The following is a 23,547-nucleotide window of genomic DNA, read 5'->3' as shown; positions in this document are numbered from 1 at the left end:
AATTTTTCTAGCGAAAACATCAGGTTATGAGGATTATTGTCAAAATGACTCGCAGCGAGCATAGTCCCAATGACACGCAGGAGTCTTTATGACTACAACCCCGTTGCTCAAAGCACTGTTGCCCCTGGTTTCTGATCTGTCTCGCGACTTGCCCGAGGCCGAACGCTATCGCCGCCTGCTCGAAGCCCTGCGCGCATTGCTACCCTGTGATGCAGCTGCCCTGCTGCGCCTGGATGACCAATGCCTGGTGCCCCTGGCCGTCGACGGTCTGAGCGTGGATACCCTCGGTCGCCGCTTCAAGGTCAGCGAACATCCGCGCTTCGCCATCCTGCTGGCCAATCCTGGCCCCACCCGCTTCGACAGTGACAGCCCGTTGCCCGACCCCTACGACGGCCTGGTCGAAGGCCTGCATGAACACCTGCAAGTGCACGACTGCCTGGGTTGCCCGCTGTTCGTGGACGAACAGCCCTGGGGCTTGCTGACCCTGGACGCGCTCGATCCCGAACGCTTCGACCGAATCGAACTGGACGCCCTGCAGGCCTTCGCCAGCCTCGCAGCGGCGACGGTCACCGTGGCCGAGCGGATCGATCGCCTGGCCCGCGATGCCCAGGATGAACGTGCCCGGGCCGAAGCCTATCGCTTGGCCAGTGGCCAGCAACCCAAGGAAATGATCGGCCAGAGCGCGCCCCTGCGCCACTTGCTCGACGAAATCCGGCTGGTGGGCAGCAGCGATCTGACCGTGTTGATCACCGGCGAAACCGGGGTCGGCAAGGAACTGGTGGCCCAGGCGATTCATCAAGCGTCGGCCAGGGCACATAAGCCACTGGTGAGTTTGAACTGCGCCGCCCTGCCGGAAACCCTGGTGGAGAGCGAGCTGTTTGGACACGTCAAAGGCGCCTTCACCGGCGCCACCGGCGAGCGCCGTGGCAAGTTCGAGATGGCCAACGGCGGCACGCTGTTTCTGGATGAGGTGGGTGAGTTGTCCTTGACCGTGCAGGCCAAGCTGCTCAGGGTTTTGCAGAGTGGCCATTTGCAGCGTCTGGGCTCGGACCGGGAACACCAGGTGGACGTTCGCGTAATCGCCGCGAGCAACCGCGACCTTGCCGATGAAGTCCAGGCCGGCCGCTACCGCGCCGATTTCTACCATCGATTGAGCGTCTACCCCTTGCGGGTACCGGCGCTGAGGGAACGCGGCGCCGACGTGCTGTTGCTCAGCGGTTATTTCCTGGAGCAAAACCGCTCGCGCATGGGCCTGGACAGCCTGCGTCTGAGCCCCGACGCCCAGGCGGCACTTTTGGCCTACCCCTGGCCAGGCAATGTCCGGGAACTCGAGCATCTGATTGGCCGGTCGGCGCTCAGAGCCTTGGGCCAACACCGGCACAAGCCTCGCATCCTGACCCTGGACGCCCGCGATCTGGACCTCATCGCGCCTGCCGACCTGGCTGACGACCAGGGGCCAGCCACAACGCTGCCCGTCGCTCGGCTCGATATGCGCCAGGCCATGGACGCCCATCAACGCCAGCTGATCGAGGCCTGCCTGCTCCGTCATCGGCACAATTGGGCCAGCGCCGCACGAGAACTGGGGCTGGACCGCGCCAACCTCGGTCGTCTGGCCAAACGTCTGGGCTTGAAGTAATCCTTAAAGCCTGGCGCGCCGAGGTCGATAACCCGGCAACGAACTTGCGCAGCGGCCACGGCCGCCCGCATCGGCCCGACACAGAAGGTCCTCATGGCATCCCAAAACGCTCGCGCAGACTCTCTCTCGCTGCTGCTGTTCACCTTGCGCAGCGGCAAGCTGATGGCAATCAACCTGCTCAAGGTCAGCGAAATCATCCCCTGCCCTGCCCTGACCCGCCTCCCGGAATCGCACCCACACGTCAAAGGCGTGGCCACCCTGCGCGGCGCCGCGTTGTCGGTGATCGATCTGAGCCGGGCCATCGGTGAACAACCCCTGCTCGATCCCAGCGGCGGTTGCCTGATCGTGACCGATGTCAGCCGTTCCAAGCAGGGCCTGCATGTGCAGGCGGTGAGCAAGATCGTTCACTGCCTGACCACTGACATCCGCCCGCCACCCTACGGCGCCGGAGCCAAGTCCTTCATTACCGGGGTGACCCAGGTCGACGGCGCGCTGGTGCAGGTGCTGGACATCGAAAAGGTGATTCACGGCATCACCCCGATGCGCGTCGAGGCCGTGAGCTCGCAACTGGACGAAGCGGACGCGCAACTGCTGGCCCGTGCCAACATCCTGGTGGTGGACGACAGCCAGGTGGCGTTGCAGCAGTCCCTGCTGACCCTGCGCAACCTGGGCATCGAGTGTCGCACTGCGCGCAGCGCACGGGAGGCCATCGACTGCCTGCTGGAACTGCAAGGCACCCCGGGCCAGATCAACGTGCTGGTATCGGACATCGAAATGTCCGAAATGGACGGCTATGCCCTTACCCGCACATTGCGCGAGACCCCGGATTTCAAGGACCTGTATGTGCTGCTGCACACCTCGCTGGACAGCACCATGAACAGCGAGAAAGCCCGCCTGGCCGGGGCCAATGCAGTGCTGACCAAGTTTTCCTCGCCCGAGCTCACCGGCTGCCTGGTGACCGCCGCGCGATTCGTCGCCAATCAGGCGCATTGAGGTCGATCAGGCATAATAGGGCCGAATCCAACAGAGACGGACCTGCAAACATGAAAGCGCCCCTGATCCTTGTACTGGTCCTGGCTGCCTTGAGCACCCAGACCATGGCAGCCACCAGCGATGCCTGGGCCGAGTACGACAAGCGCGTGACCGCCAGTTGCCTGAAGGCCACCACCCTGAAGCAGGCCCGGGTGGCCAGCAAGCTCGCTCAATTCGATGACCGCGTGGGTTACACCGCGCTGCTGATCCAGGGTCGTTATCCACAGCCGCACATGAAGAACCAGCCCGGTGCCGAACTGTGCCTGTACGACAAGAACAAACGCAGTGCCTTCGTGACGGAGTGGGATTCGGTTCAGGGCAAGTAAAGAGGTCGACAGCGGTTCAGAGCAGAATGAAAGCGTACAGCATGCTCACCACGGGCATGCTGCCCGCACGTTCGTCCAGACTTTCGACCAACGCGAACTTGATGATGAAGCTGGCAATGATCAGCACCCGCAACCACAGCAATTTGCTCGACAGCACCAGCAGGCTGCCGACGGCCACGATCAGATGGAAAGCCCAGCATTTGGCGTCCGGAGGCAGCGAACAGGTGAGCAGGATCAGGAGCGAAGTGGGGATCAAGCTCGCGAGCAGCAATCCCTTGCCATACTTCAGACAATCCATATAGATCACTGACCTTCCCTCATTTATCGAGTTGTTATAGGCAGGCAAGTCTCTGGACATCATCGTGGGATTGCCATCAGGTAAATCAGCAGCGCTTGTAGGACTCTGCGATTAGTTGCGTAGGAAACACGGCCAATGACACTCGGATGATTCTCATCACGCCGCCAAGGTGTTACTGAATCTCGCGGTCACAATTCTTCCGCACCGTTTAGTCTGTGTGCGCAGGTTTCTGACGGCGGTGTCAGCCAGCCGTCAGCTTCGTGTCCGGCTTGGCAACGTATAACGACAGAGTCAAACTGCCATCCCCTCAATTCCTTGTTCTGGCGTCCGAATCGCATGCGCAAAGCAACTCGAAATGTCGTGTTGGTGTGCCTGGCCATGATCCTTCTGGCAGCCGCTTTCTGGCTGTGGAATCGTCCCGGTAAAACCAGGGCGGCTGGCGTCGTTGCGGTCCCGGTGCGGGTGGTGGAGGTGGTCCAGGCCGATGTACCGCGTTACCTGAGCGGCATCGGTTCGGTGCTGTCGCTGCACAGCGTCGCCATCCGCCCCCAGGTCGATGGCATCCTCACGCGCCTGGCCGTGAGGGAAGGCCAATGGGTCAACAAGGGTGACCTGCTGGCGACCATCGACGATCGCGGCATTCGCGCCAGCCTCGACCAGGCGAATGCGCAGGCCAGCCAGAGCCGGGCGCAGTTGCAAGTGGCCGGGGTCAACCTCAAACGCTATAAGGACCTGAGCCGCGACAACGGGATCTCGCGGCAACTGCTGGATGAACAACAGGCGTTGGTCGACCAGCTGAAAGCGACGCTGCAGGGTAACCAGGCGGCCATCGCCTCCGCCCAGGTGCAGCTGTCCTATACCCAGATTCGTTCCCCGGTCACGGGCCGGGTCGGCATTCGCAACGTCGATGCCGGTAATTTCCTTCGGGTCAGCGACGCCGAAGGCCTGTTCACCGTGACCCAGATCGATCCCATCGCGGTGGAGTTTTCCCTGCCCCAACAAGACCTGGCGACTCTCCAGGCCTTGCTCGACGCCCCCCAGCCGGCTGCGGTGCGGGCCTTCATCAACGGCGACGCCGAGTCCGGCACGCTGCTGGGCGAGGGTCATCTGACCCTGCTCGACAATCAGGTCGCCGCCAACACCGGCACCATCCGCGCCAAGGCCGAGTTCGCCAATGCGGGGCACACGCTGTGGCCAGGGCAACTGGTGAGCATCGGTATCCAGATTGCCGTGGAACGCAACGTCCTGGTGGTGCCGCTGCAAGTGGTACAGCGCGGGCTCGACGGTTATTTCGTGTACCGGGTCAAAGACGCCAAGGTCGAACAGGTGCCGGTGAAGATGCTGTACCAGAACACGACCCAGAACCTGATCAGCGGCGTTGCTGCCGGTGACGTGCTGGTCAGCGACGGCCAGTCGCGGCTCAAACCCGGCGCCCCCGTGGAGGTGCTCAGCGATGCCCCGGCTGCCGCCACGGTGCAGCCATGACCGGCGACCGCTCGGTATCGGCGTGGTGCATCGATCACCCCATCGCCACGGTACTGCTGACGCTGGCGCTGGTGCTACTCGGTGCACTGGCGTTCACTCGCCTGCCGGTGGCGCCCTTGCCCGAGGCCGACTTCCCGACCATCCAGGTCAATGCTCAACTGCCCGGCGCCAGCCCCGAAACCATGGCTTCGTCGGTAGCCACGCCGCTGGAGGTGCAGTTCAGCGCCATTCCCGGCATGACCCAGATGACATCCAGCAGTGCCCTGGGATCGACCAACCTGATTCTGCAATTCAGCCTGGACAAGAGCATCGACACCGCCGCTCAGGAAGTGCAGGCCGCCATCAACACCGCCGCCGGCCGGCTGCCCCAGGACATGCCCAACCTGCCCACCTGGCGCAAGGTCAATCCGGGTGACAGCCCGGTACTGATTCTGACCGTCAGCTCGGCGCAGATGCCCACCAATGAATTGAGCGACTTCACCGAAACCCTGCTGGCCAGGCAACTGAGCCAGATCGAGGGTGTGGGCCAGGTCAATATCACCGGCCAGCAGCGTCCTGCCATCCGCGTGCAGGCCGCACCGGAAAAGCTGGCTGCCCTGGGACTGACGCTCGCCGACCTGCGCGGGGCCATTCAGCAGACCAGCCTGAACCTGGCCAAAGGCGCGCTGTACGGCGATGCCAGTGTGTCCACCCTGGCCACCAACGATCAACTCTTCGAAGCCGACGAATACGCGCAGCTGATCGTCGCCTACCGCGACGGCGCACCGGTCCAGCTCAAGGATGTGGCCACGGTCGTCAAGGGCGCCGAAAACGCCTACGTGCAAACCTGGTCGGGCAACCAGCCGGGTTTGAACCTGACCATCTTCCGCCAGCCCGGCGCCAATATCGTCGACACCGTGGATCGCATTTTCGAGGCGTTGCCGCGCCTGCAGGAAATGCTCCCCGCCTCGGTCGAAGTGACGGTGCTGATGGACCGCACCAAGACCATTCGCGCCTCCCTGCATGAAGTGGAACTGACCCTGGGCATCGCCGTGTTGCTGGTGGTCGCGGTCATGGCGCTGTTCCTGCGTCAGCTGTCGGCAACGCTGATCGTCTCCAGCGTGCTGGGGGTGTCGCTGATCGCCAGCTTCGCGGTGATGTACGCGCTGGGCTTCAGCCTGAACAACCTGACCCTGGTGGCAATCGTGATCGCGGTGGGTTTTGTGGTGGACGACGCCATCGTGGTGGTGGAGAACATCCATCGTCATCTGGAAGCCGGCGACGGCATGCGTGAGGCCGCGGTCAAGGGCGCCAGCGAGATCGGCTTCACCGTGGTGTCGATCAGCTTTTCCCTGATCGCCGCGTTCATCCCGCTGTTGTTCATGGGCGGTGTGGTCGGCCGGTTGTTCAAGGAATTCGCCCTGACGGCAACGGCGACCATCCTGATATCCGTCGTGGTGTCGCTGACCCTGGCGCCGACCCTCTGCGCCTTGTTCATGCGCAAGCCCAAGCACAACGACACACCCGGTTTCGGCGACCGCCTGGTGGCCTGGTACGACCGCGGGCTGGTGCGGGCCCTCGCCCATCAACGCATCACCCTGAGCGTTTTCTTTCTGACCGTGGCCATGGCCGGGGTTGGCTACGTGATCATTCCCAAAGGCTTTTTCCCGGTCCAGGATACCGGCTTCGTCCTTGGCACCACCGAAGCGGCTGCGGATATCTCCTATAAAGACATGCTCGACAAGCACCTGGCGCTGGCCCGAATCGTGGAGGCCGAGCCTGCGGTACGGGCCTTCTCTCATGCTGTCGGGGTGACGGGCAGCAACCAGACCATTGCCACCGGGCGCTTCTGGATTGGCCTCAAGGATCAGAGCGAACGCGATGTCAGCGCCAGCCAACTGATCGACCGGCTACGGCCAGAACTGGCCAAGGTGCCTGGCATCGTGCTGTACCTGCGCGCCGGTCAGGACATCAACCTCAGCGCCGGCCCCAGTCGCAGCCAGTATCAGTATGTGCTCAAGAGCAACGATGGCCAGGCGCTCAACCTGTGGACCCAGCGCCTGACCGAGCGGCTGCGCGCCAACCCGGCGTTTCGCGACCTGTCCAACGATCTGCAACTGGGTGGCAGCGTCACGCGCGTTACCATCGACCGTATCGCCGCGGCGCGTTTCGGCCTGACCACCAGCGATGTCGATCAAGCCTTGTACGATGCCTTTGGCCAGCGCCAGATCAGCGAATTCCAGACCGACACCAACCAGTACAAGGTGATTCTGGAGCTCAACGCGCAGCAACGCGGCAAGGCCGAAAGCCTGAACTACTTCTATCTGCGCTCGCCGCTCACCCAGGAAATGGTGCCGCTGTCGGCACTGGCCAAGGTTCAGGCGCCCAGCCAGGGGCCATTGTCCATCAGCCACGATGGCCTGTTCCCGGCCGCCAACCTGTCGTTCAACCTGGCTCCCGGTGTGGCGCTAGGCGACGCGGTGGGCATCCTCGACCGGACCAAGGCCGAACTGGGCATGCCGAGCTCGATCATCGGCACCTTTCAAGGCGCCGCCCAGGCCTTCCAAAGCTCCCTGGCCAGCCAGCCCTGGTTGATCCTGGCGGCACTGGTGGCGGTGTACATCATTCTGGGTGTGCTCTACGAGAGCTTCGTACACCCCCTGACCATCATTTCCACGCTGCCTTCGGCAGGCATCGGCGCCTTGCTGTTGTTGTGGCTCTGGGGCCAGGATTTTTCCATCATGGGCCTGATCGGGCTGGTATTGCTGATCGGCATCGTCAAGAAAAACGGCATTCTGATGATCGATTTCGCCCTGCACGCCCAGCGCGTGGAGGGCCTGTCGCCCCGCGAAGCCATTCACAAGGCCTGCCTGACGCGCTTTCGCCCGATCATCATGACCACCCTGGCCGCCCTGCTCGGGGCGCTGCCCTTGATGTTCGGCTACGGTGCTGGGGCCGAGCTGCGCCAGCCACTGGGCATTGCCGTGGTCGGCGGCCTGCTGGTGAGCCAGGTGCTGACGCTGTTCACCACACCGGTCATATACTTGCAGCTGGAGCGGCTGTTCCACGGTCGCCAGGCCTCCGGTACGCCAGCGCTGCCGGCCAGCCATTGAGGACCGCCCCATGCGCGTGCTGATTATCGAAGATGAAGACAAGACCGCCGACTACCTGCGCAAGGGGTTGAGCGAGCAAGGCTTCACCGTGGATGTCGCCAGCGACGGCATCGAAGGGCTGCACATGGGCCTGGAAACCGAGTACGCGGTGATCGTGCTCGATGTCATGCTGCCTGGCCTGGACGGCTATGGGGTGCTGCGCGCCCTGCGTGCTCGCAAGCAGACGCCGGTGATCATGCTCACCGCCCGCGAGCGGGTGGAAGACCGCGTTCGCGGCCTGCGTGAGGGCGCCGACGACTACCTGGGCAAACCCTTTTCGTTTCTCGAACTGGTGGCCCGCCTGCAAGCCCTGACCCGCCGTACCAGTAGCCAGGAGCCGGTCCAGATCAGCATCGCCGACCTGTGGATAGATTTGCTCAGCCGCAAGGCCAGCCGTGCCGGCCAACGCCTGGAACTGACCGCCAAGGAGTTCTCCCTGCTCACCGTGCTGGCTCGCCGCCAAGGTGAGATTCTGTCCAAGACGGCGATTGCCGAACTGGTCTGGGACATCAATTTCGACAGCGACGTCAACGTTGTCGAGGTGGCCATCAAGCGCCTGCGCGCCAAGCTCGACGGACCGTTCGAAGAGAAGCTGCTGCACACCATACGAGGCATGGGCTATGTCCTGGAAAGCCGCCGCATCGCGTGACTCCATCGCCCTGCGCCTCAGCGCGTTGTTCACCCTGGTGGCGCTGCTGGTGTTCATGCTGATCGGCTGGGCGTTGTACCGTCAGGTGGACAAGAGTCTTGGCCTGCTGCCGGAGGCAGAACTGGATGCGCGCTACAGCGTGCTCGAGTCGGCCCTGAACCGCTATGGCAATCCCGAGCACTGGAACCGCATTCGCAACAAGCTGGACCTGCTCAGCGAAGAAGATCGGCGCATTCGTTTCTGGGTAGTGAGCCCGGACCCCACCTACGCCTACGGCCAGCCCGACGCCCAGCTGCGGGCGTTTTCCCAAGGCCCGGAAGGCCGCCGTGATCTGCAGCTACCCGGTCAGCCGTATCCGATGAAGGTACTGGTCAGCGAACTGCCCGCCCGCGAGCAGCGCCCGGCGCTGCGCTTCATGATGGCCATCGACACGCAAACCTTCTGGCAAACCCAGCACACCTTGCTGATGGCTTTGGTCGGTTTCGCCGGGTTGGGCGTGCTGTTGGCCTCGGTGCTGGGCTACTGGGCGGCACGGGTGGGGCTCAAGCCACTGGTGGAGCTGTCCAGTGAAGCGCAGAAGCTGGCGCCGCCCAAGTTGTCGGGCCGCCTGCGCTTGTCGCCATTGCCGCCGGAGTTGAACCAGTTCGTCAACGCGTTCAACTCGACCTTGGAGCGGGTCGATCAGGCCTACTCGCAGCTGGAGTCGTTCAATGCCGATGTGGCCCACGAGCTGCGCTCGCCGTTGACCAACCTGATCGGCCAGACCCAGGTCGCCCTGACCCGCGGGCGTTCGGCCGAGCATTACTTCGAAGTGCTGCAATCGAACCTCGAAGAGCTGGAGCGGCTGCGCAGCATCGTCAACGACATGCTGTTTCTGGCCAGCGCCGATCAGGGCAGCAAGGCCACACGCTTGCCGGTCAGTTCTCTGGCCGATGAGGTGGCCACCACCCTGGACTACCTGGATTTCATTCTCGAGGACGCTCAGGTGCAGGTCCGGGTAGAGGGCGATGCCCAGGCGCGGATCGAGAAGGCCTACCTGCGCCGCGCGCTGATCAACCTGATCAACAATGCCGTGCAGCACAGCAGCCAGGGCCAGGTGATCGAGGTGCGCATCGACAGCAGGGACGAGCAGGTCAGCATCGCAGTCAGCAACCCCGGCCCGCCGATCGCCACCGAACACCTGCCCAAGCTGTTCGAGCGCTTTTACCGTGTGGATGCATCGCGCAGCAACAGCGGCGCCAATCATGGCCTGGGCCTGGCGATCGTCAAGGCCATTGCATCGATGCACGGCGGCCAGGTGTTTGCCCATAGTCGCGCGGGCAGCAACACGTTTGGCATTCGTCTGCCGGTCTGATCAGCACATTCTGTGGAAGCGGCGTGGAAGCGGCGAAGCTGGGCATACTGGCCCCTCGCGATCATTGAAACGCCCGTTTGCTTGTCCGCCCCACTTCATTACTCCTAGAATGACGCCCCTTTTCGGACTCTCATTCGCGTCGATGCTCCCTTGACAACTTCCCGCGCCCCCGCCATCCGCCCTCCTGCCAGCTCGGAAAAGGCTCTGCAATGGGGCAGCTTCGCGGCTGTGATCACCATCGTCACCATCGTCACCTTCTTGTTGATGCGCGAGAAAAGCAGCGCCGAAAACGCTGCGGTTACAGCGGCCAACAATATCGTGCAACTGATCGATACCGATGTGCTGCGCAATGCGCGGCTCTACGATCAGGCGTTGCAAGGCATGATCGATGCGATCGAAAACCCTGCCCTGAATGACTTGCCCAATGCGCTGCAGCGCCGCCTGCTGTTCGACCGCGCCATTACCGCGCCGCTGCTGGGGGATCTGCTGTGGATCGATGAGCAAGGCCGGATCGTTGCCGACTCCATCGTCACGCCCCCGCGTCAGGCCTCCTTCACCACATGGCAAAGCTTCATTTCGCTCAAGGCGCAGGATCAGGGGCTGGTGATCAGCAAACCGTTCATGGACAGTCTCGGCGGCCTGGGCTGGTGCATCAGTTTCAGCCGGCGGATTTCCGGGCCCGGCGGTGAATTTCGGGGAATGGCCACCGGGGCGCTGCGGCTTTCGTATTTCGACGAATTGTTCAACCGCTTACGCATTGGCCAGGACAGTAACGTCAGCCTGATCAGCGACAGCGGAATCCTGCTCGCCCGCCAGACCGAATCCCCAGGGCAGCCGAGCATCGGCCGTGATTTCAGCCAGACGCCGAATTTCCAGCGCATGGTGCGCGAAAGCAGCGGCCACTTTGCCGAGATTTCGGCGCTGACCGGCAAGACCCGGCTGTATACCTTCACGAAAGTGGGCGACCTGCCGCTGATCGTGGTGGTGGCGCTCTCTACCGACGCGGTGTATGCCTCCTGGTGGCGTACCGCGATGCTGGTGAGCGTGGCGACGGGCTTGTTGTGCATTGGCATTCTCTGGCTCAGCCGGCTGTTGGGCCGTGAGCTGCGCCTGCGCCGCGGGGCCGAGCAGAGCCTGGCCGCATTGGCCGCCACCGACAGCCTGACCGGACTGGCCAACCGTCGGCGCCTGGATCTGACGCTGAGCAACGAATGGGCCCGCGCCCAACGCGAGGGCAAGCCGTTGGCGGTGCTGATGATCGACGTCGATCATTTCAAGGCATTCAACGAACGCCATGGCCATGCCGGTGGCGACCAGGTGCTGCGTGATGTCGCGCGCACCATCGAGCAGAGCATTCGCCGCCCCGGCGATTTGGCGGCGCGGTATGGCGGCGAGGAGTTTCTGGTGGTGCTGCCGGCAACCGATCTCAACGGCGCGCTGATCATCGCCGAGACCATCCGCCACGGCGTGGAGGCCTTGCCGCCGTTTGCCGGTGACACACGGCCTACGACGGTCAGTATTGGTGTCAGCGCGCACCCGGTAGTGAGCGGGTTTACCCCGCAGATGCTGATGAGTGCGGCGGATCAGGCGCTGTACCGGGCCAAAAGCGAGGGGCGCAATCGGGTGGGGTTTGACGAGCCTGGCCGTTAGGTATGTGTTGGCAGGTCGGCCGCCATCGCGGGTAGAACCCGCTCCCACAGGGGTTGGGCCTGAGAGCGAGGGGGGATCGTCGGCCGCCATCGCGGGTAGAACCCGCTCCCACAGGGTTGGGCCTGAGAGCGAGGGGGGATCGTCGGCCGCCATCGCGGGTAGAACCCGCTCCCACATTGTGCTACTCACCACCGTTGCTCCCAGACTGACCTCTTGCTCCAAGACGAACCCCTGTGGGAGCGGGTTCTACCCGCGATGGCGTTAGCCGCGGCGCCACTGAATTCAAGGCATAAAAAAACGCCCGATGCGCGGGCGTTTTTACTGGCCAGTGGAATCAGCTGGCACGAGCAATGTTACGCAGTGCCTTGACCTCGTCATGGTTGCTCAACACGCCCTGGTACTGACGCTCGATGATGGCGTAGACGTTAGCCGGCAGTGGCTTCTCCAGCGCTTCCTTGTAGGCTTTCTTGGCGACATCTTCGCCACGCTCGGCTTCATTGAGGACCGCTTCTTCGTCCTTGCCAGTGAAGATCGATTTCACGTCAACCCAGCGGCGGTGCAGGTCACCGCTGACACTGGTGGAATCTTCAGGCTTGCCGCCCAGGGCTACCACCTGTTCCTGCAACTCGCCGGCAGCGCGCGCGCATTCCTCGGAGTGCTTGGTGAACAACGCCTTGAGCTCAGGGTTCTTGACGTCTTCGGCGCAGGTCTTGAAGCCTTCCTGACCGTCTTTGCAAGTTTCGATCAAGTTGTTAAGGATCGATACAACTTCTTTGGCTTGGTCGTTCATTTTCAATGCCTTGTGCGGTTTAGAGGATGCTAGGACTAGAGCAGCCTTTGTGCCAACTTTCAAAAAATATAAAAACCTTAAATATCAATGGCTTAAATGTTATTGAACTTACCGCCCTGTGTCGTTATGCATGAACCGGTGATGGGGCTTCGTGCAGAATGCATGTAAGCTCGATGCTTCGTTCCCGATCTACGGCCAACCCATGAACCCTGAGAAACTTGAGCTACTGATCACCCGAGAAATGCCCTTCGGCAAGTACAAAGGGCGAAGCATTGCCGACCTACCGGGACACTACCTGAACTGGTTCGCTCGCGAGGGATTTCCCAACGGCGAGATCGGCGGGCTGCTGGCACTGATGCAGGAAATCGATCACAACGGCCTGTCGGACCTCCTCGACCCCTTGCGGGTCAAGCACGGCAAGCCGCGGATTGCGGACGGTCGCTGATCGCAGGGCTGTCGGTTCGGCCCCCATAAACCCCAGGCAAAAAAAAGGGCGCCGACCAAGCGCCCTGAAAAAGCCATACAGCACACAACGAATTCGAATCAGTCCAACAAAGCCAACGCCTCGGCGCTGCACTCCTGAATACGGGCCCAGTCACGGTTCTTGATCCATGCACTGTCCAGCATCCATGTCCCGCCCACGCACATGACGTTGCCTTGGGCGATGTAACTCTTCACGTTGGCTGGGCTGACACCCCCCGTCGGGCAGAAACGCACTTCCGGGAACGGCCCACCCAGCGCCTTGATTGCCGCCACACCACCGCTCACCTCCGCTGGAAACAGCTTGAAGCGGCGGTAGCCCAGGGCATACCCCATCATCAGTTCCGATGGACTGCTGATCCCAGGCAGCAGCGGCAAGGTGCTTTCCACGCCGGCTTCGAGCATGTCCTGCGTCACGCCCGGGGTAACGGTGAACTGCGAACCGGCCTGCTCGGTGGCAATGAGCATCTCGCGGGTCAGCACCGTGCCTGCGCCTACCAGCAGCTCCGGACGCTGTTCACGCAGCAGCTTGATGGCCTTGAGGCCGAACTCCGAACGCAGGGTCACTTCCAGCGCTGTCAGGCCACCGGCCGCCAACGCGTCGGCCAACGGCAGGATGTCCTCTTCGCGGGCGATGGTGATCACCGGCAAGATCCGGGCGCGGGCGGCCAGGGCGTCGATCTGAGCGACCTTGTCGACCATGCGTTGTTGTTGTTCGCGCGTCGTCATGGAAACGGTTCCTTGATTCATTGGCACCAGTAGATGTCCAGGGCCGAGTGTAGAAACGCACGGATCGGCATCTGGGCGATGTCATCGCCAGCCAGCGCCGTGCGCAGGGTGGTGAGTTTTGCCTCGCCTTGTACCGAGAGCACCTTGAAGCGAGCCGAAGCCAGCAGCGCGCGACTCATGCTCAGGCGCTGATGAGGCACGCTGGGGGCCAGCATGGGCCAGCAGCGGCGCTCGTTGGCCAGGTCCAGCGCCTGGCTCAGGTTCGGGCTGGCGGGGAACAGCGAGGCCGTATGGCCGTCATCGCCCATGCCCAGAATCAGCACGTCGATGGGCGGCAGTTCGGCCAGCAGGCGATCGGCCGCTTCGGCAGCCTCTTCCTGGCTGGCGGTGGTCTGGTACAGGCTGATGAACCGGGCCTTGGCCACGGCACCCACCAGCAGGTAGCGCTTGAGCAAACCGGCGTTGCTGTCGACATGCTCCACCGGCACCCAACGCTCGTCGGCCAGGGTAATGACCACGCGCGACCAGTCCAGGGTCTGGCGTGCCAGGCACTGGAAGAACGTCACCGGGCTGCGCCCGCCAGACACCACCAAAGTCGCCACGCCCTGGCGTTCGATCGCGTCGCGCAGCTGCTCGGCCACTTTGCCCGCAAGGGCTTCTGCCAACAGCGGTGGGCTCACGAAATCGTGAACCTTCACCGCCTCGGGAAACTGCAAATCAGATATCGCCATACCACGACCTCCCATCACGCGTAATCAGTGCAATCGAGCTCATCGGCCCCCAGGACCCCGCCGCATACGGCTTGGGCGCATCGCCAGACTTCTTCCAGCCAGCGATCAACTGGTCGCACCACGTCCACGCATATTCGATTTCATCTTTACGGACAAACAGGTTCTGGTTGCCCTGCATCACTTCCAGCAGCAGACGCTCGTAGGCATCGGGGATGCGCGCGCTGCGGTAGGTGTCGGAAAAATTCAGCTGCAACGGCCCGCTGCGCAGTTGCATGCCCTTGTCCAGGCCTTGCTCCTTGGTCATCACGCGCAGGGAAATACCCTCGTCCGGTTGCAGGCGGATGATCAGCTTGTTGCTGATCTGCAGGCGCTGCTCGGGGGCGAAGATGTAGTGCGGCGGTTCCTTGAAGTGAATGACGATCTGCGACAGCTTCTGCGGCATGCGCTTGCCGGTACGCAGATAGAACGGCACGCCCGCCCAGCGCCAGTTGCGAATGTCGGCACGCAGCGCCACGAAGGTTTCGGTGTCGCTTTGGGTGTTGGAGTTTTCTTCCTCCAGATAACCCGGTACCGGACGCCCTTCGCTGTAGCCGGCAATGTACTGGCCGCGTACCACTTGCTGGGTCAAGCCTTCAGCGGAGAACGGCGCCAGGGCCTTGAGCACTTTTACCTTTTCGTCACGAATGCTGTCGGCAGACAGGTCGGCCGGCGGGTCCATGGCAATCAGGCACAACAGCTGCAAAAGGTGGTTCTGGATCATGTCTCGCAGTTGACCGGCCTGATCGAAGTAACCCCAACGGCCCTCGATACCGACTTTCTCGGCCACGGTAATTTCCACGTGGGAGATGTAGTTCTGGTTCCACTGGGTTTCGAACAGGCTGTTGGCAAAACGCAGGGCAATGAGGTTTTGCACCGTCTCCTTGCCCAGGTAGTGGTCGATACGATAGACGCGGTTTTCCGGAAAGTACTGCGCCACGGCATCGTTGACCCGGCGCGAGGACTCCAGGTCGTGACCGATCGGCTTTTCCAGTACGGCACGGGTGCGTTCGGTAAGACCGACCTTGTGCAGGTTTTCGCAGATAGCGCCATACACAGCGGCAGGCGTGGCGAAATAGGCGATCAACTGGGCGGCGTCGCCGACTTTATCCGCCAGCGCGACGTAGGTGCTGGCGTCCAGAAAGTCCACATGCACGTAGCTCAGGCGCGCCAGGAAACGCTGCAAAGGCTCGGCTTCGATCTGCGCGTCGGCGACGAATTTGCGCAGGCCGGCTTCGATTTCGCCCAGATGCTGGGCTTCATCGCCTGGCTCGCGGGCCAGTGCCAGAATGCGCGTGTCGGCGTGCAACAGCTGTGCGCGATCGAGTTGATACAGGGCTGGGAACAGCTTGCGCAATGCCAGGTCGCCCAAGGCGCCAAAGAGGGCAAAGGTGCAGGGTTCGGCAGTCATTGATGGCATGATGTTTGTTCTTCTATCAAGTTGAACGAGTAATACCCTTTTTCAGGGCACGATTCAAGGCAGAATGTAGTAATAACCACAACATTTGGCCGTTTAAACAGATTCGAGTGGTGGCGGGCTGCGGCCCCCAGTAGGATAAGCCACCCGTGAAGACAGCCATGCCAGACACGCGTGCTGGCGCTGAAGCAGACCCAAGGACATACCATGGACCGCGTGCGAAACCTTCTGGAGCAGATCCAGGGCCGCCTCGATGAATTGAACAAGGCCGAACGCAAAGTGGCCGAAGTCATCCTGCTCAATCCGCAGCAGGCCACTCGCTTCAGCATTGCGGCGCTGGCCCAGGCGGCAAAGGTCAGCGAGCCGACCGTCAACCGCTTCTGTCGCTCGTTCGGCGTCAGTGGCTACCCGGAACTGAAGTTGCAACTGGCGCAGAGCCTGGCCAGCGGCGCCGCCTATGTCAGCCGCGCCGTGGAAGCCGACGACGACCCGGCCTCCTACACCCAGAAGATTTTCGGCAGCGCCATCGCGTCGCTGGACAGCGCCTGCCAGCAACTGGACCCGGCACTGGTCAGCCGCGCCGTGGACATGCTGATCCAGGCCCGGCAGATCCACTTCTTCGGCCTCGGCGCTTCCGCACCCGTGGCGCTGGATGCCCAGCACAAGTTCTTCCGGTTCAACCTGGCGGTGTCGGCCCATGCCGATGTCCTTATGCAGCGAATGCTGGCGTCGGTCGCCCATACGGGCGAGTTGTTCGTGATCATTTCCTACACCGGCCGCACCCGCGAGCTGGTGGAAGTGGCGCGTCTGGCGCGGGATAACGGCGCTTCGGTGCTGGGGTTGACGGCGGCGGGCTCGCCGCTGGCCAAGGCTAGCAGCTTGAGCCTGAATATACCGCTGCCCGAGGATACGGATATCTATATGCCGATGACTTCGCGGATCGTGCAGTTAACCGTACTTGATGTTCTGGCAACGGGGATGACCCTTCGTCGCGGAGTGGATTTTCAGCCGCATTTGAGGAAGATCAAGGAGAGTTTGAATGTAAGTCGGTATCCGGCGGGGGATGGGTTGGATTGATGGCCCGACGCCCGTAGCAGCGGCGTAAGCCGCGTCGCTGGCTGGCTTTGGGGTTTGCGTACATATCCGGTTGCGCGGGGGCGCTGAGTTTTGTTTCGCGCCTTACGCGCGACTTACTTTTTCAGACGCCAAAAAGTAAGCAAAACGCTGCGCCCTCCATACGGCCCTGCGCTGCGCTTCGGGTTCCCTCACTCCGGCGATGCTCCGGGGGCCGGCGTTTACGGCCGTCCCTGGCCTAAACACCTGACTCGGCTCCTGCCTCGTCTCCCCCTCCACATCGCCTGCGTTCGGCCGGGCTGGGACGGGCTTGAGATCAGAAGCAAAAACCAAGGCAGATCAAGAGCGTTGCCTCGGCTTTTGATATTCGCCCCACCCCGGTCAAGCGCAGGCCCTGTAGCAGCGGCGTAAGCCGCGTCCGGTGGCGCCGCGGTTACGCAGGTGGATTGTGTAACGGCTGGACGCGGCTTACGCCGCTGCTACGGGGTTTGCGCAAAAAAAACGGACGACCTGGGCCGTCCGCAAATAGCACACACCACGAATCAGAATTTCGACTGAATCTTCAACCCCGCCACCAACGCATCATCCACCTGATTAACCCCCCCAGGATGCTTGATGTACTGCAGGTTTGGCCGCACGGTCAGCCAATTGGTCACGTGAAACCCGTAGTACACCTCAGCGTTGTACTCGGTGTCCTGAATCGGCAGATACGACGGATTGTCATAGTCATCGATATTGTTCAGGTCGTTGACCAACCGCCGGTTCTTGCGCGCATCCTCGTTCACATGAATCCGCGCGATGCCCACCCCGATGTCATCCTTGGGCCGTGCATCGAAAGGCCCCATGTAGGTCAGGCCGATTTGCTGGTAGTTGTCCACCACATTGGTGTCTTTGTCGTGCACCGTGGCGTTGGCGAATACGCTCAGGCCCCGTGAGGCGCTGCCGTTGTGGCTGGTGATCTGCTGCTGGGCCACGATCCAGGCGCCGTGCTTGCTGCTGTGGGATTTGTAGCTCGCGCCGGAGATGGCAGCCGGTTGGCCATTGCCGTCTTCGTAGACGTCGTCGGCCTTGGCCGTGCTGTAGTAGTAACCCACGCGATACTCGCCGGGCAGGTCGTTGAGCTTGGGTGTCCACACCAGCTCGACCGGCAGGATCATGCCCTTGGTGCCGCTGCCGCTGAGCTTGAAGCCGTTGCCGGTTTCCAGATAGGACGGGTTCTGCTCGAACACACCGACCTGGGCATACACCTCGGGGGTGATGTTGTACTTGATGCGCAACGCCCACTGGCTCACCGGCCAGTTGTACCAGATGTTGCCCACCCAGTTGCCCACCTGCGAGCCGCAAAATGCCAGGTTCTGGAAGTCGCAGGGGAAGCTGTTGAAGTCTTCGCCGGGCCCGAAGCGGCCGATCTTGACGTTGAGCTTGTTGTCGAAGTAGCCCTGCTTGAACCACATCTGGGTCAGGCGCCAGGTCTGGCCCCGGCCCCACACTTCCTGAGAGGAACTCAAGGTGCCGGCACGAGGATCGCCGATGCGGTCGTTGGAAATATTGCGGCCGCTACGTTCGGTGATGGCCAGTTTGAACTCGGCGTCGTTCCAGCCCAGGATTTTCTCCAGGTCCATCTTCACGCCGAGCGCGAACTGATCGCTGTAACGGGCAGTGGTGTCGTCGTTGTAGCCGCCGTCCAGGTTGCTGCCCACCTCCCCCACATACTCCAACGACAGGTCGTAGCCCTTCTCCAACAGTTCGGTGCGCAAGCCTCCCCAGTCGCCGGTCATCCAGGGCGAATCTTCACTGAAGGCCCCCGCCGCGTGAACGCTGCTAGCCAGGCTCAAGGCGCCGACCATGGACAACCGGCCGATCAGCTTGGGTTTATTGATGCGTCTGCTGTTCATCCCTCTTCCTCTTTTATTGTTATTAACGTGTTGTACAGCCATGCGAATGGCGGGCGACAGGCCGTCCGCCGGGTATTCAGCGTCCTTTGAACTGGGTCACGTTGCCCAAGGGTGCGGCGCTGGCCGACGGCGCTGCCAGGCCCAGCCGTTCGCCACTGCTGGCATCGAACAGCAGGACCTTGGCCGGATCGAATTGCAGGTTGAGCGTGGCGCCGATCTGCGGCGCGTCGTCCGGGGCCACGCGACAGCAGACCTTGGTCTGGTTCAGCGTGACGAATACCAGGGTGTCCGGCCCGGTAGGCTCGGTGATCTGAACTTCGGCGCGCAGGGTTGGCATGGCATTAGGCTCGCCGTCGGCCAGGGTGATCTGCTCCGGGCGAATACCCAGGATCACGTCCCGTGCTTCGAGTCCCGCGTCACTCAACCCCAGGGGCAACTCGCAGCGCGCCTGACCGCTGTCGAGCAGGGCCACCAGGCGACCTTCCTGACGGGTCAGGCGCAGGGGTATGAAGTTCATCGGCGGCGAGCCGATGAAGCTGGCCACGAACAGGTTGGCGGGGTCGTTGTAGATCTGCTTGGGCGTACCGAACTGCTGGATGATGCCGTCTTTCATCACCGCCACTTTGTCGCCCAGGGTCATGGCTTCGATCTGGTCGTGGGTGACGTACACCGTGGTGGTTTTCAAGCGCTGGTGCATCAGCTTGATCTCGGTGCGCATCTCCACCCGCAGCTTGGCGTCGAGGTTGGACAGCGGCTCGTCGAACAGGTAGATCTTCGGTCGCCGCGCCAGCGCCCGGCCCATTGCCACCCGCTGTTGCTGGCCGCCGGACAACTGCCCCGGCTTGCGATCGAGCAGGTGTTCGATCTGCAACAGCTTGGCCACCCTGGCCACTTCCTCGTCGATGGCGGCCTGGGGCATCTTGCGGATCTTCAGGCCAAAGCAGATGTTTTCGCGCACCGTCATGGTCGGGTACAGGGCATAGCTCTGGAAGACCATGGCAATGTCGCGGTCCTTGGGGCTCATGCCGCTGATGTCGGCGCCGTCCACCAAAATGGCGCCACCGGTGATGTTTTCCAGGCCCGCGATGCAGTTCATCAGGGTCGACTTGCCGCAGCCCGACGGACCTACCAGGATCAGGAATTCCCCCGATTCGATGGACAGTTCGATGTCCTTGAGGGTGTCCGGCAAACCGCTGCCGTAGGTCTTGATTACGTTGCGAAGTTCCAGCGTTGCCATGTGACTACCCCTTGACCGCGCCGGCTGTGAGCCCGCGCAGGAAATACTTGCCTGCGAAGATGTACACCAACAGGGTGGGCAGCCCGGCGATCATCGCCGCCGCCATGTCGACGTTGTATTCCTTGACCCCAGTGCTGGTGTTGACCAGGTTGTTCAGCGCCACGGTGATCGGTTGCGCGTCGCCGCTGGCAAACACCACGCCGAACAGAAAATCGTTCCAGATCTGGGTGAACTGCCAGATCAGGCAGACCATGATGATCGGGATCGACATGGGCAGCAGGATCTTGCCGAAGATGGTGAAGAACCCCGCCCCATCAAGCCGCGCCGCCTTGACCAGCGCGTCTGGAACGCTGACGTAATAGTTGCGAAAGAACAGCGTGGTGAAGGCCAGCCCGTAGACCACGTGCACCAGCACCAGGCCGGTGGTGGTGTTGGCAAGGCCGAACTTGCCCAAGGTAAACGAGGCGGGCAGCAGCACGGTCTGGAACGGCAAGAAGCAGCCGAACAGCAGCAGGCCGAAGAACAGTTGCGAACCGCGAAAGCGCCACATCGAAAGCACATAGCCGTTCATGGCACCGATGAAGGTTGAGATCAGTACCGCCGGCACGGTGATCATCACGGAGTTCCAGAAATACCCACCCACGCTGCCCCAGGCCTTGGCCCAGCCGATCACCGTGAACACTTCCGGCAGGCTGAGCAGGTTGCCGGTGCGGATGTCGTCCGGGGTTTTGAAGCTGGTCAGCAGCATCACCACCAGCGGCACCAGGTAGATGGCCGCCGCCAGCAGCAGCACGGCGTAGATCGCCACCCGGTTGAAGGTCAGGGCCGGTTTGCCGATTGCATTGCTCATTGGCGTTTGCCCCGCAGTTCGGAGTACAGGTATGGCACCAGGATGGCCAGAATCGCGCCCAGCATCAGCATGGCGCTCGCCGAGCCCTGGCCCATCTGGCCACGGCTGAAGGTAAAGGCGTACATGAACATGGCCGGCAGGTCCGAGGAATAGCCTGGGCCGCCGGCGGTCATGGCCGCCACCAGGTCGAAGCTTTTGATGGCGATGTGGGCCAGGATCATGAACGCGCTGAAGAACACCGGTCGCAGGCTCGGCAACACGATGCGCAGGTAGATGGTCGGCAGGCTGGCGCCGTCGACCTGGGCGGCGCGAATGATCGACTGATCGACGCCGCGCAAGCCGGCCAGGAACAGCGCCATGACAAACCCCGAGGCCTGCCACACCGCCGCGATCACCAGGCAGTAGACGACACGGTCCTGATCCACCAGCCAGTCCAGGCGAAAGCCTTCCCAGCCCCAGTCACGCAGCATCTTGTCCAGCCCCATGCCGGGGTTGAGCAGCCATTTCCAGGCGGTGCCGGTGACGATCATCGACAGCGCCATCGGGTAAAGGTAAATGGTGCGCAGAAAGCCCTCGCGACGAATGCGCTGGTCCAGCAGCACCGCCAGGAACACGCCCAGCACCAGGCTGATGAAGATGAACAGACCGCCGAACACCGCCAGGTTCTTGCTGGCGACCCACCAGCGATCGTTGTCCATCAAACGTGCGTATTGGGCCAGGCCCGCCCATTTGTAGTTGGGCATGAAGCTGGAAGTGGTGAATGACAGCACCAGGGTCCAGAGGATGTAGCCGTAGAAGCCGACCAGCACAATCAGCATGCTCGGCGCCAGAACCAGCTTGGGCAGCCAGCGCTGCAGAGCGTCCTGGGAAGAGGCCCGGCTGGTGACAGCAATTGAGCTCATGGAAACCTCGATAAGAAGTAGCAGCGGCGCAAGCCGCGTCCAGTCACGCATCACGCCATGTAGCAGCGGCGTAAGCCGCGTCTAGCCCCACCGCGTATGCCTGATGGAATGGCGGGGGGCGGACCCGGCTTACGCCGGTGCTACAGGTTACTTGGCTGAGCGGATGGCTTTGGCCAACTGGTCGGCGGCTTTTTTCGGATCGGCTTCGGGGTCGTTGATGTAATTGGTGACCACATCGAAGATCGCGCCCTGCACCGCCAACGTGGTGGCCATGTTGTGCGCCATGCTCGGCTGCAGGCCGCCGGTCTTGTCGTCGGCCAGGAAGTCCTTGGCGGCGGTCTGAGCGCAGGCGTCGAAGCCCAGCTTGTCCATTTCGGCGAGCATGTCGGTGCGCACCGGAATCGAGCCCTTGTTGATGCTGAACACCTTCTGGAAGTCCGTACCCAGTGCCACCTTGGCCAGGTCTTGCTGGGCTGCCATGTCGGCCTTGTCTTTGAGGTTGAATACCGCCAGGGAGTCGATGTTGTAGGTGAAGGCGTTCTCGGTGCCAGGGAACGGCACGCACTGGTAGTCCTTGCCGGCGACCTTGTCGGCGGCAGTCCATTCGGACTTGGCCCAGTCGCCCATCATCTGCATACCAGCCTTGCCATTGATGACGTCGGCGGCAGCGATGTTCCAGTCACGGCCCGCGCGGTTGGGGTCCATGTAGGTGGCAACTTTCTTGAGTTCGGTGAAGGCCTTGACCATCTGCTCGCCGGTGAGGGCGCTTTCATCCAGGTCGACGAAGACTTTCTTGTAGCCATCGGCGCCCATCACCGACAACACCACATCCTCGAACACGGTGCTGTCCTGCCAGGCCTGGCCACCGTGGGCCAGGGCGATGAAGCCCTTGGCCTTGAGCTTGTCGCCTGCGGCGTAGAATTCCTCGAGGGTGGTAGGGGCTTTGTCGATACCGGCCTTCTTGAACACTTCCGGGTTGATCCACAGCCAGTTGACTCGGTGGATGTTCACCGGAACGGCGACGTACTTGCCCTCGTACTTCACGGTATCGGAGACCTTCTTGACCAGCAGGCTGTCCCACTTCTCTTCCTTGGCTACGTCTTCCAAGGCCGTGTCGCTGAGCAAGCCTGTCTTGCCCCATTCCTGGATATCCGGGCCTTTGATCTGGGCGACACCCGGTGGGTTGCCCGCCATGGCGCGGCTCTTGAGCACGGTCATGGCCGTGGAGCCACCACCGCCGGCGACGGCGCCGTCTTTCCAGGTGAAGCCGTCCTTCTCGACTTGTGCCTTGAGCACGTCGACCGCCGCTTTTTCACCACCCGACGTCCACCAATGCACCACCTCGACCGTACCTTTGGAATCGGCGGCCATGGCACTCAGCGGGAACAGGGTAGCGAGGGAGACGACAGTGGCGAGGCGAGAGATCGCATTCATGGGACATCCTTTTTTTGTTGTTATGCAGATGCAAGTCTGGTGCTTGCGCTGCAGGGGAGTGTAATCAGGTGTTGCGGCGGGTGAAGTAACGAAGGGATGGGGAAATGTCACGGGATGGTGACATTGGGGTTGGGTACTGTTTGAGGTTTGCGGTGAATGGTCCCCTCACCCCACATCACGCGGGAGCACCAAGGTCACCGGCAACCCACCGACGGGCAGGTCCTGCACGCAAACAGCCCAACCAAGGACGTGGGCGCTAAGGCTCCGATCGGACGAGCGGAGGGCAGGGAAAGAGGGGAGATCTCGGGCGTAGCCGAACCCCGAACCACACAACATCACTCGTAAACACCACCTCGCTCCGCACCCGACCTCAGCCACAATCCTCCCACGCCCCACACCACCCCACACCCC

General features: G+C 62.2%; 20 protein-coding genes. 10 read left to right on the top strand and 10 right to left on the bottom strand.

The genetic code is table 11. The features are described 5' to 3' along the window. Nucleotides 1-88 precede the first annotated feature (88 nt). The 3 genes from norR to B3397_RS20730 all read left to right on the top strand — a co-directional run bounded on the left by norR (nucleotide 89) and on the right by B3397_RS20730 (nucleotide 2,994). A complete protein-coding gene (norR, locus tag B3397_RS20740) occupies nucleotides 89-1,636 on the top strand; it encodes a nitric oxide reductase transcriptional regulator NorR (RefSeq protein ID WP_296253649.1) in 1,548 nt (515 codons plus the stop codon). Between the two features lie 93 nt (nucleotides 1,637-1,729). After that, nucleotides 1,730-2,629 (top strand): chemotaxis protein, encoded by a 900-nt coding sequence (locus tag B3397_RS20735; protein ID WP_296253648.1) that lies wholly within the window; start codon nucleotides 1,730-1,732, stop codon nucleotides 2,627-2,629. Between the two features lie 50 nt (nucleotides 2,630-2,679). Further along, nucleotides 2,680-2,994 (top strand): hypothetical protein, encoded by a 315-nt coding sequence (locus B3397_RS20730; protein WP_296253647.1) that lies wholly within the window; start codon nucleotides 2,680-2,682, stop codon nucleotides 2,992-2,994. 16 nt (nucleotides 2,995-3,010) lie between these two features. On the opposite strand, the gene B3397_RS20725 is transcribed toward B3397_RS20730, so the two are convergent. Continuing rightward, nucleotides 3,011-3,292: a hypothetical protein gene (locus B3397_RS20725; RefSeq protein ID WP_296253646.1), complete on the bottom strand. Its 282-nt coding sequence runs from the start codon at nucleotides 3,290-3,292 to the stop codon at nucleotides 3,011-3,013. A gap of 336 nt (nucleotides 3,293-3,628) precedes the next feature. On the opposite strand from B3397_RS20725, the gene B3397_RS20720 reads away from it, so the two are divergent. The 5 genes from B3397_RS20720 to B3397_RS20700 all read left to right on the top strand — a co-directional run bounded on the left by B3397_RS20720 (nucleotide 3,629) and on the right by B3397_RS20700 (nucleotide 11,561). Beyond that, on the top strand, nucleotides 3,629-4,777 hold the full coding sequence (locus B3397_RS20720) for an efflux RND transporter periplasmic adaptor subunit (RefSeq protein WP_296253645.1): 1,149 nt from the start codon (nucleotides 3,629-3,631) through the stop codon (nucleotides 4,775-4,777). Further along, nucleotides 4,774-7,869, top strand: coding sequence for a multidrug efflux RND transporter permease subunit (locus B3397_RS20715; RefSeq protein ID WP_296253644.1), 3,096 nt, complete (start codon nucleotides 4,774-4,776; stop codon nucleotides 7,867-7,869). The genes B3397_RS20720 and B3397_RS20715 overlap by 4 nt, the downstream gene beginning before the upstream one ends. 10 nt (nucleotides 7,870-7,879) lie before the next feature. Further along, entirely contained in the window at nucleotides 7,880-8,557 is a 678-nt protein-coding gene (locus tag B3397_RS20710; RefSeq protein WP_296253643.1) for a heavy metal response regulator transcription factor, read from the top strand. Beyond that, nucleotides 8,529-9,911 (top strand): heavy metal sensor histidine kinase, encoded by a 1,383-nt coding sequence (locus tag B3397_RS20705; RefSeq protein WP_296253642.1) that lies wholly within the window; start codon nucleotides 8,529-8,531, stop codon nucleotides 9,909-9,911. Before B3397_RS20710 ends, B3397_RS20705 begins: the two co-directional genes overlap by 29 nt. A gap of 150 nt (nucleotides 9,912-10,061) precedes the next feature. Then, complete coding sequence (locus B3397_RS20700) at nucleotides 10,062-11,561, top strand: GGDEF domain-containing protein (protein WP_296253641.1); 1,500 nt, start codon at nucleotides 10,062-10,064, stop codon at nucleotides 11,559-11,561. A gap of 334 nt (nucleotides 11,562-11,895) precedes the next feature. Here the strand turns inward: B3397_RS20700 and B3397_RS20695 are convergent, their stop codons facing one another. Further along, on the bottom strand, nucleotides 11,896-12,351 hold the full coding sequence (locus tag B3397_RS20695) for a PA2169 family four-helix-bundle protein (protein ID WP_296253640.1): 456 nt from the start codon (nucleotides 12,349-12,351) through the stop codon (nucleotides 11,896-11,898). Nucleotides 12,352-12,553: 202 nt separating this feature from the next. Here B3397_RS20695 and B3397_RS20690 point away from each other — a divergent pair, with 202 nt between their 5' ends. Beyond that, a complete protein-coding gene (locus B3397_RS20690) occupies nucleotides 12,554-12,796 on the top strand; it encodes a DUF3820 family protein (RefSeq protein ID WP_296253721.1) in 243 nt (80 codons plus the stop codon). Nucleotides 12,797-12,894: 98 nt separating this feature from the next. On the opposite strand, the gene B3397_RS20685 is transcribed toward B3397_RS20690, so the two are convergent. From B3397_RS20685 to zwf, 3 genes are read right to left on the bottom strand one after another with little or no spacing between them, the layout of a single operon-like run. Beyond that, nucleotides 12,895-13,560: a bifunctional 4-hydroxy-2-oxoglutarate aldolase/2-dehydro-3-deoxy-phosphogluconate aldolase gene (locus B3397_RS20685; protein WP_296253639.1), complete on the bottom strand. Its 666-nt coding sequence runs from the start codon at nucleotides 13,558-13,560 to the stop codon at nucleotides 12,895-12,897. Nucleotides 13,561-13,577: 17 nt separating this feature from the next. Next, a complete protein-coding gene (gene pgl / locus B3397_RS20680) occupies nucleotides 13,578-14,291 on the bottom strand; it encodes a 6-phosphogluconolactonase (protein ID WP_296253638.1) in 714 nt (237 codons plus the stop codon). Beyond that, nucleotides 14,278-15,747: a glucose-6-phosphate dehydrogenase gene (gene zwf, locus B3397_RS20675; RefSeq protein ID WP_296253637.1), complete on the bottom strand. Its 1,470-nt coding sequence runs from the start codon at nucleotides 15,745-15,747 to the stop codon at nucleotides 14,278-14,280. Before zwf ends, pgl begins: the two co-directional genes overlap by 14 nt. A gap of 213 nt (nucleotides 15,748-15,960) precedes the next feature. On the opposite strand from zwf, the gene hexR reads away from it, so the two are divergent. Continuing rightward, on the top strand, nucleotides 15,961-16,821 hold the full coding sequence (gene hexR, locus B3397_RS20670) for a DNA-binding transcriptional regulator HexR (protein WP_296253720.1): 861 nt from the start codon (nucleotides 15,961-15,963) through the stop codon (nucleotides 16,819-16,821). Between the two features lie 539 nt (nucleotides 16,822-17,360). Here hexR and B3397_RS20665 read toward each other — a convergent pair. From B3397_RS20665 to B3397_RS20645, 5 genes are all read right to left on the bottom strand, one after another. Further along, nucleotides 17,361-18,665: a carbohydrate porin gene (locus B3397_RS20665; protein WP_296253719.1), complete on the bottom strand. Its 1,305-nt coding sequence runs from the start codon at nucleotides 18,663-18,665 to the stop codon at nucleotides 17,361-17,363. 124 nt (nucleotides 18,666-18,789) lie between these two features. Then, nucleotides 18,790-19,950: an ABC transporter ATP-binding protein gene (locus B3397_RS20660; protein WP_296253636.1), complete on the bottom strand. Its 1,161-nt coding sequence runs from the start codon at nucleotides 19,948-19,950 to the stop codon at nucleotides 18,790-18,792. A gap of 4 nt (nucleotides 19,951-19,954) precedes the next feature. Then, a complete protein-coding gene (locus B3397_RS20655) occupies nucleotides 19,955-20,698 on the bottom strand; it encodes a carbohydrate ABC transporter permease (RefSeq protein WP_414704421.1) in 744 nt (247 codons plus the stop codon). A gap of 98 nt (nucleotides 20,699-20,796) precedes the next feature. Then, complete coding sequence (locus B3397_RS20650; protein ID WP_296253634.1) at nucleotides 20,797-21,702, bottom strand: carbohydrate ABC transporter permease; 906 nt, start codon at nucleotides 21,700-21,702, stop codon at nucleotides 20,797-20,799. A gap of 147 nt (nucleotides 21,703-21,849) precedes the next feature. Then, nucleotides 21,850-23,136 carry an ABC transporter substrate-binding protein gene (locus B3397_RS20645; RefSeq protein ID WP_296253632.1) on the bottom strand — a complete coding sequence of 429 codons (1,287 nt, stop codon included), beginning with the start codon at nucleotides 23,134-23,136 and terminating at the stop codon, nucleotides 21,850-21,852. Nucleotides 23,137-23,547 lie beyond the last annotated feature (411 nt).

This window comes from Pseudomonas sp. UBA4194 (assembly GCF_002379585.1).
In the GTDB taxonomy this organism is placed as follows: Bacteria; Pseudomonadota; Gammaproteobacteria; order Pseudomonadales; family Pseudomonadaceae; genus Aquipseudomonas.
This window is presented reverse-complemented; position numbering and strand designations above follow the sequence as displayed.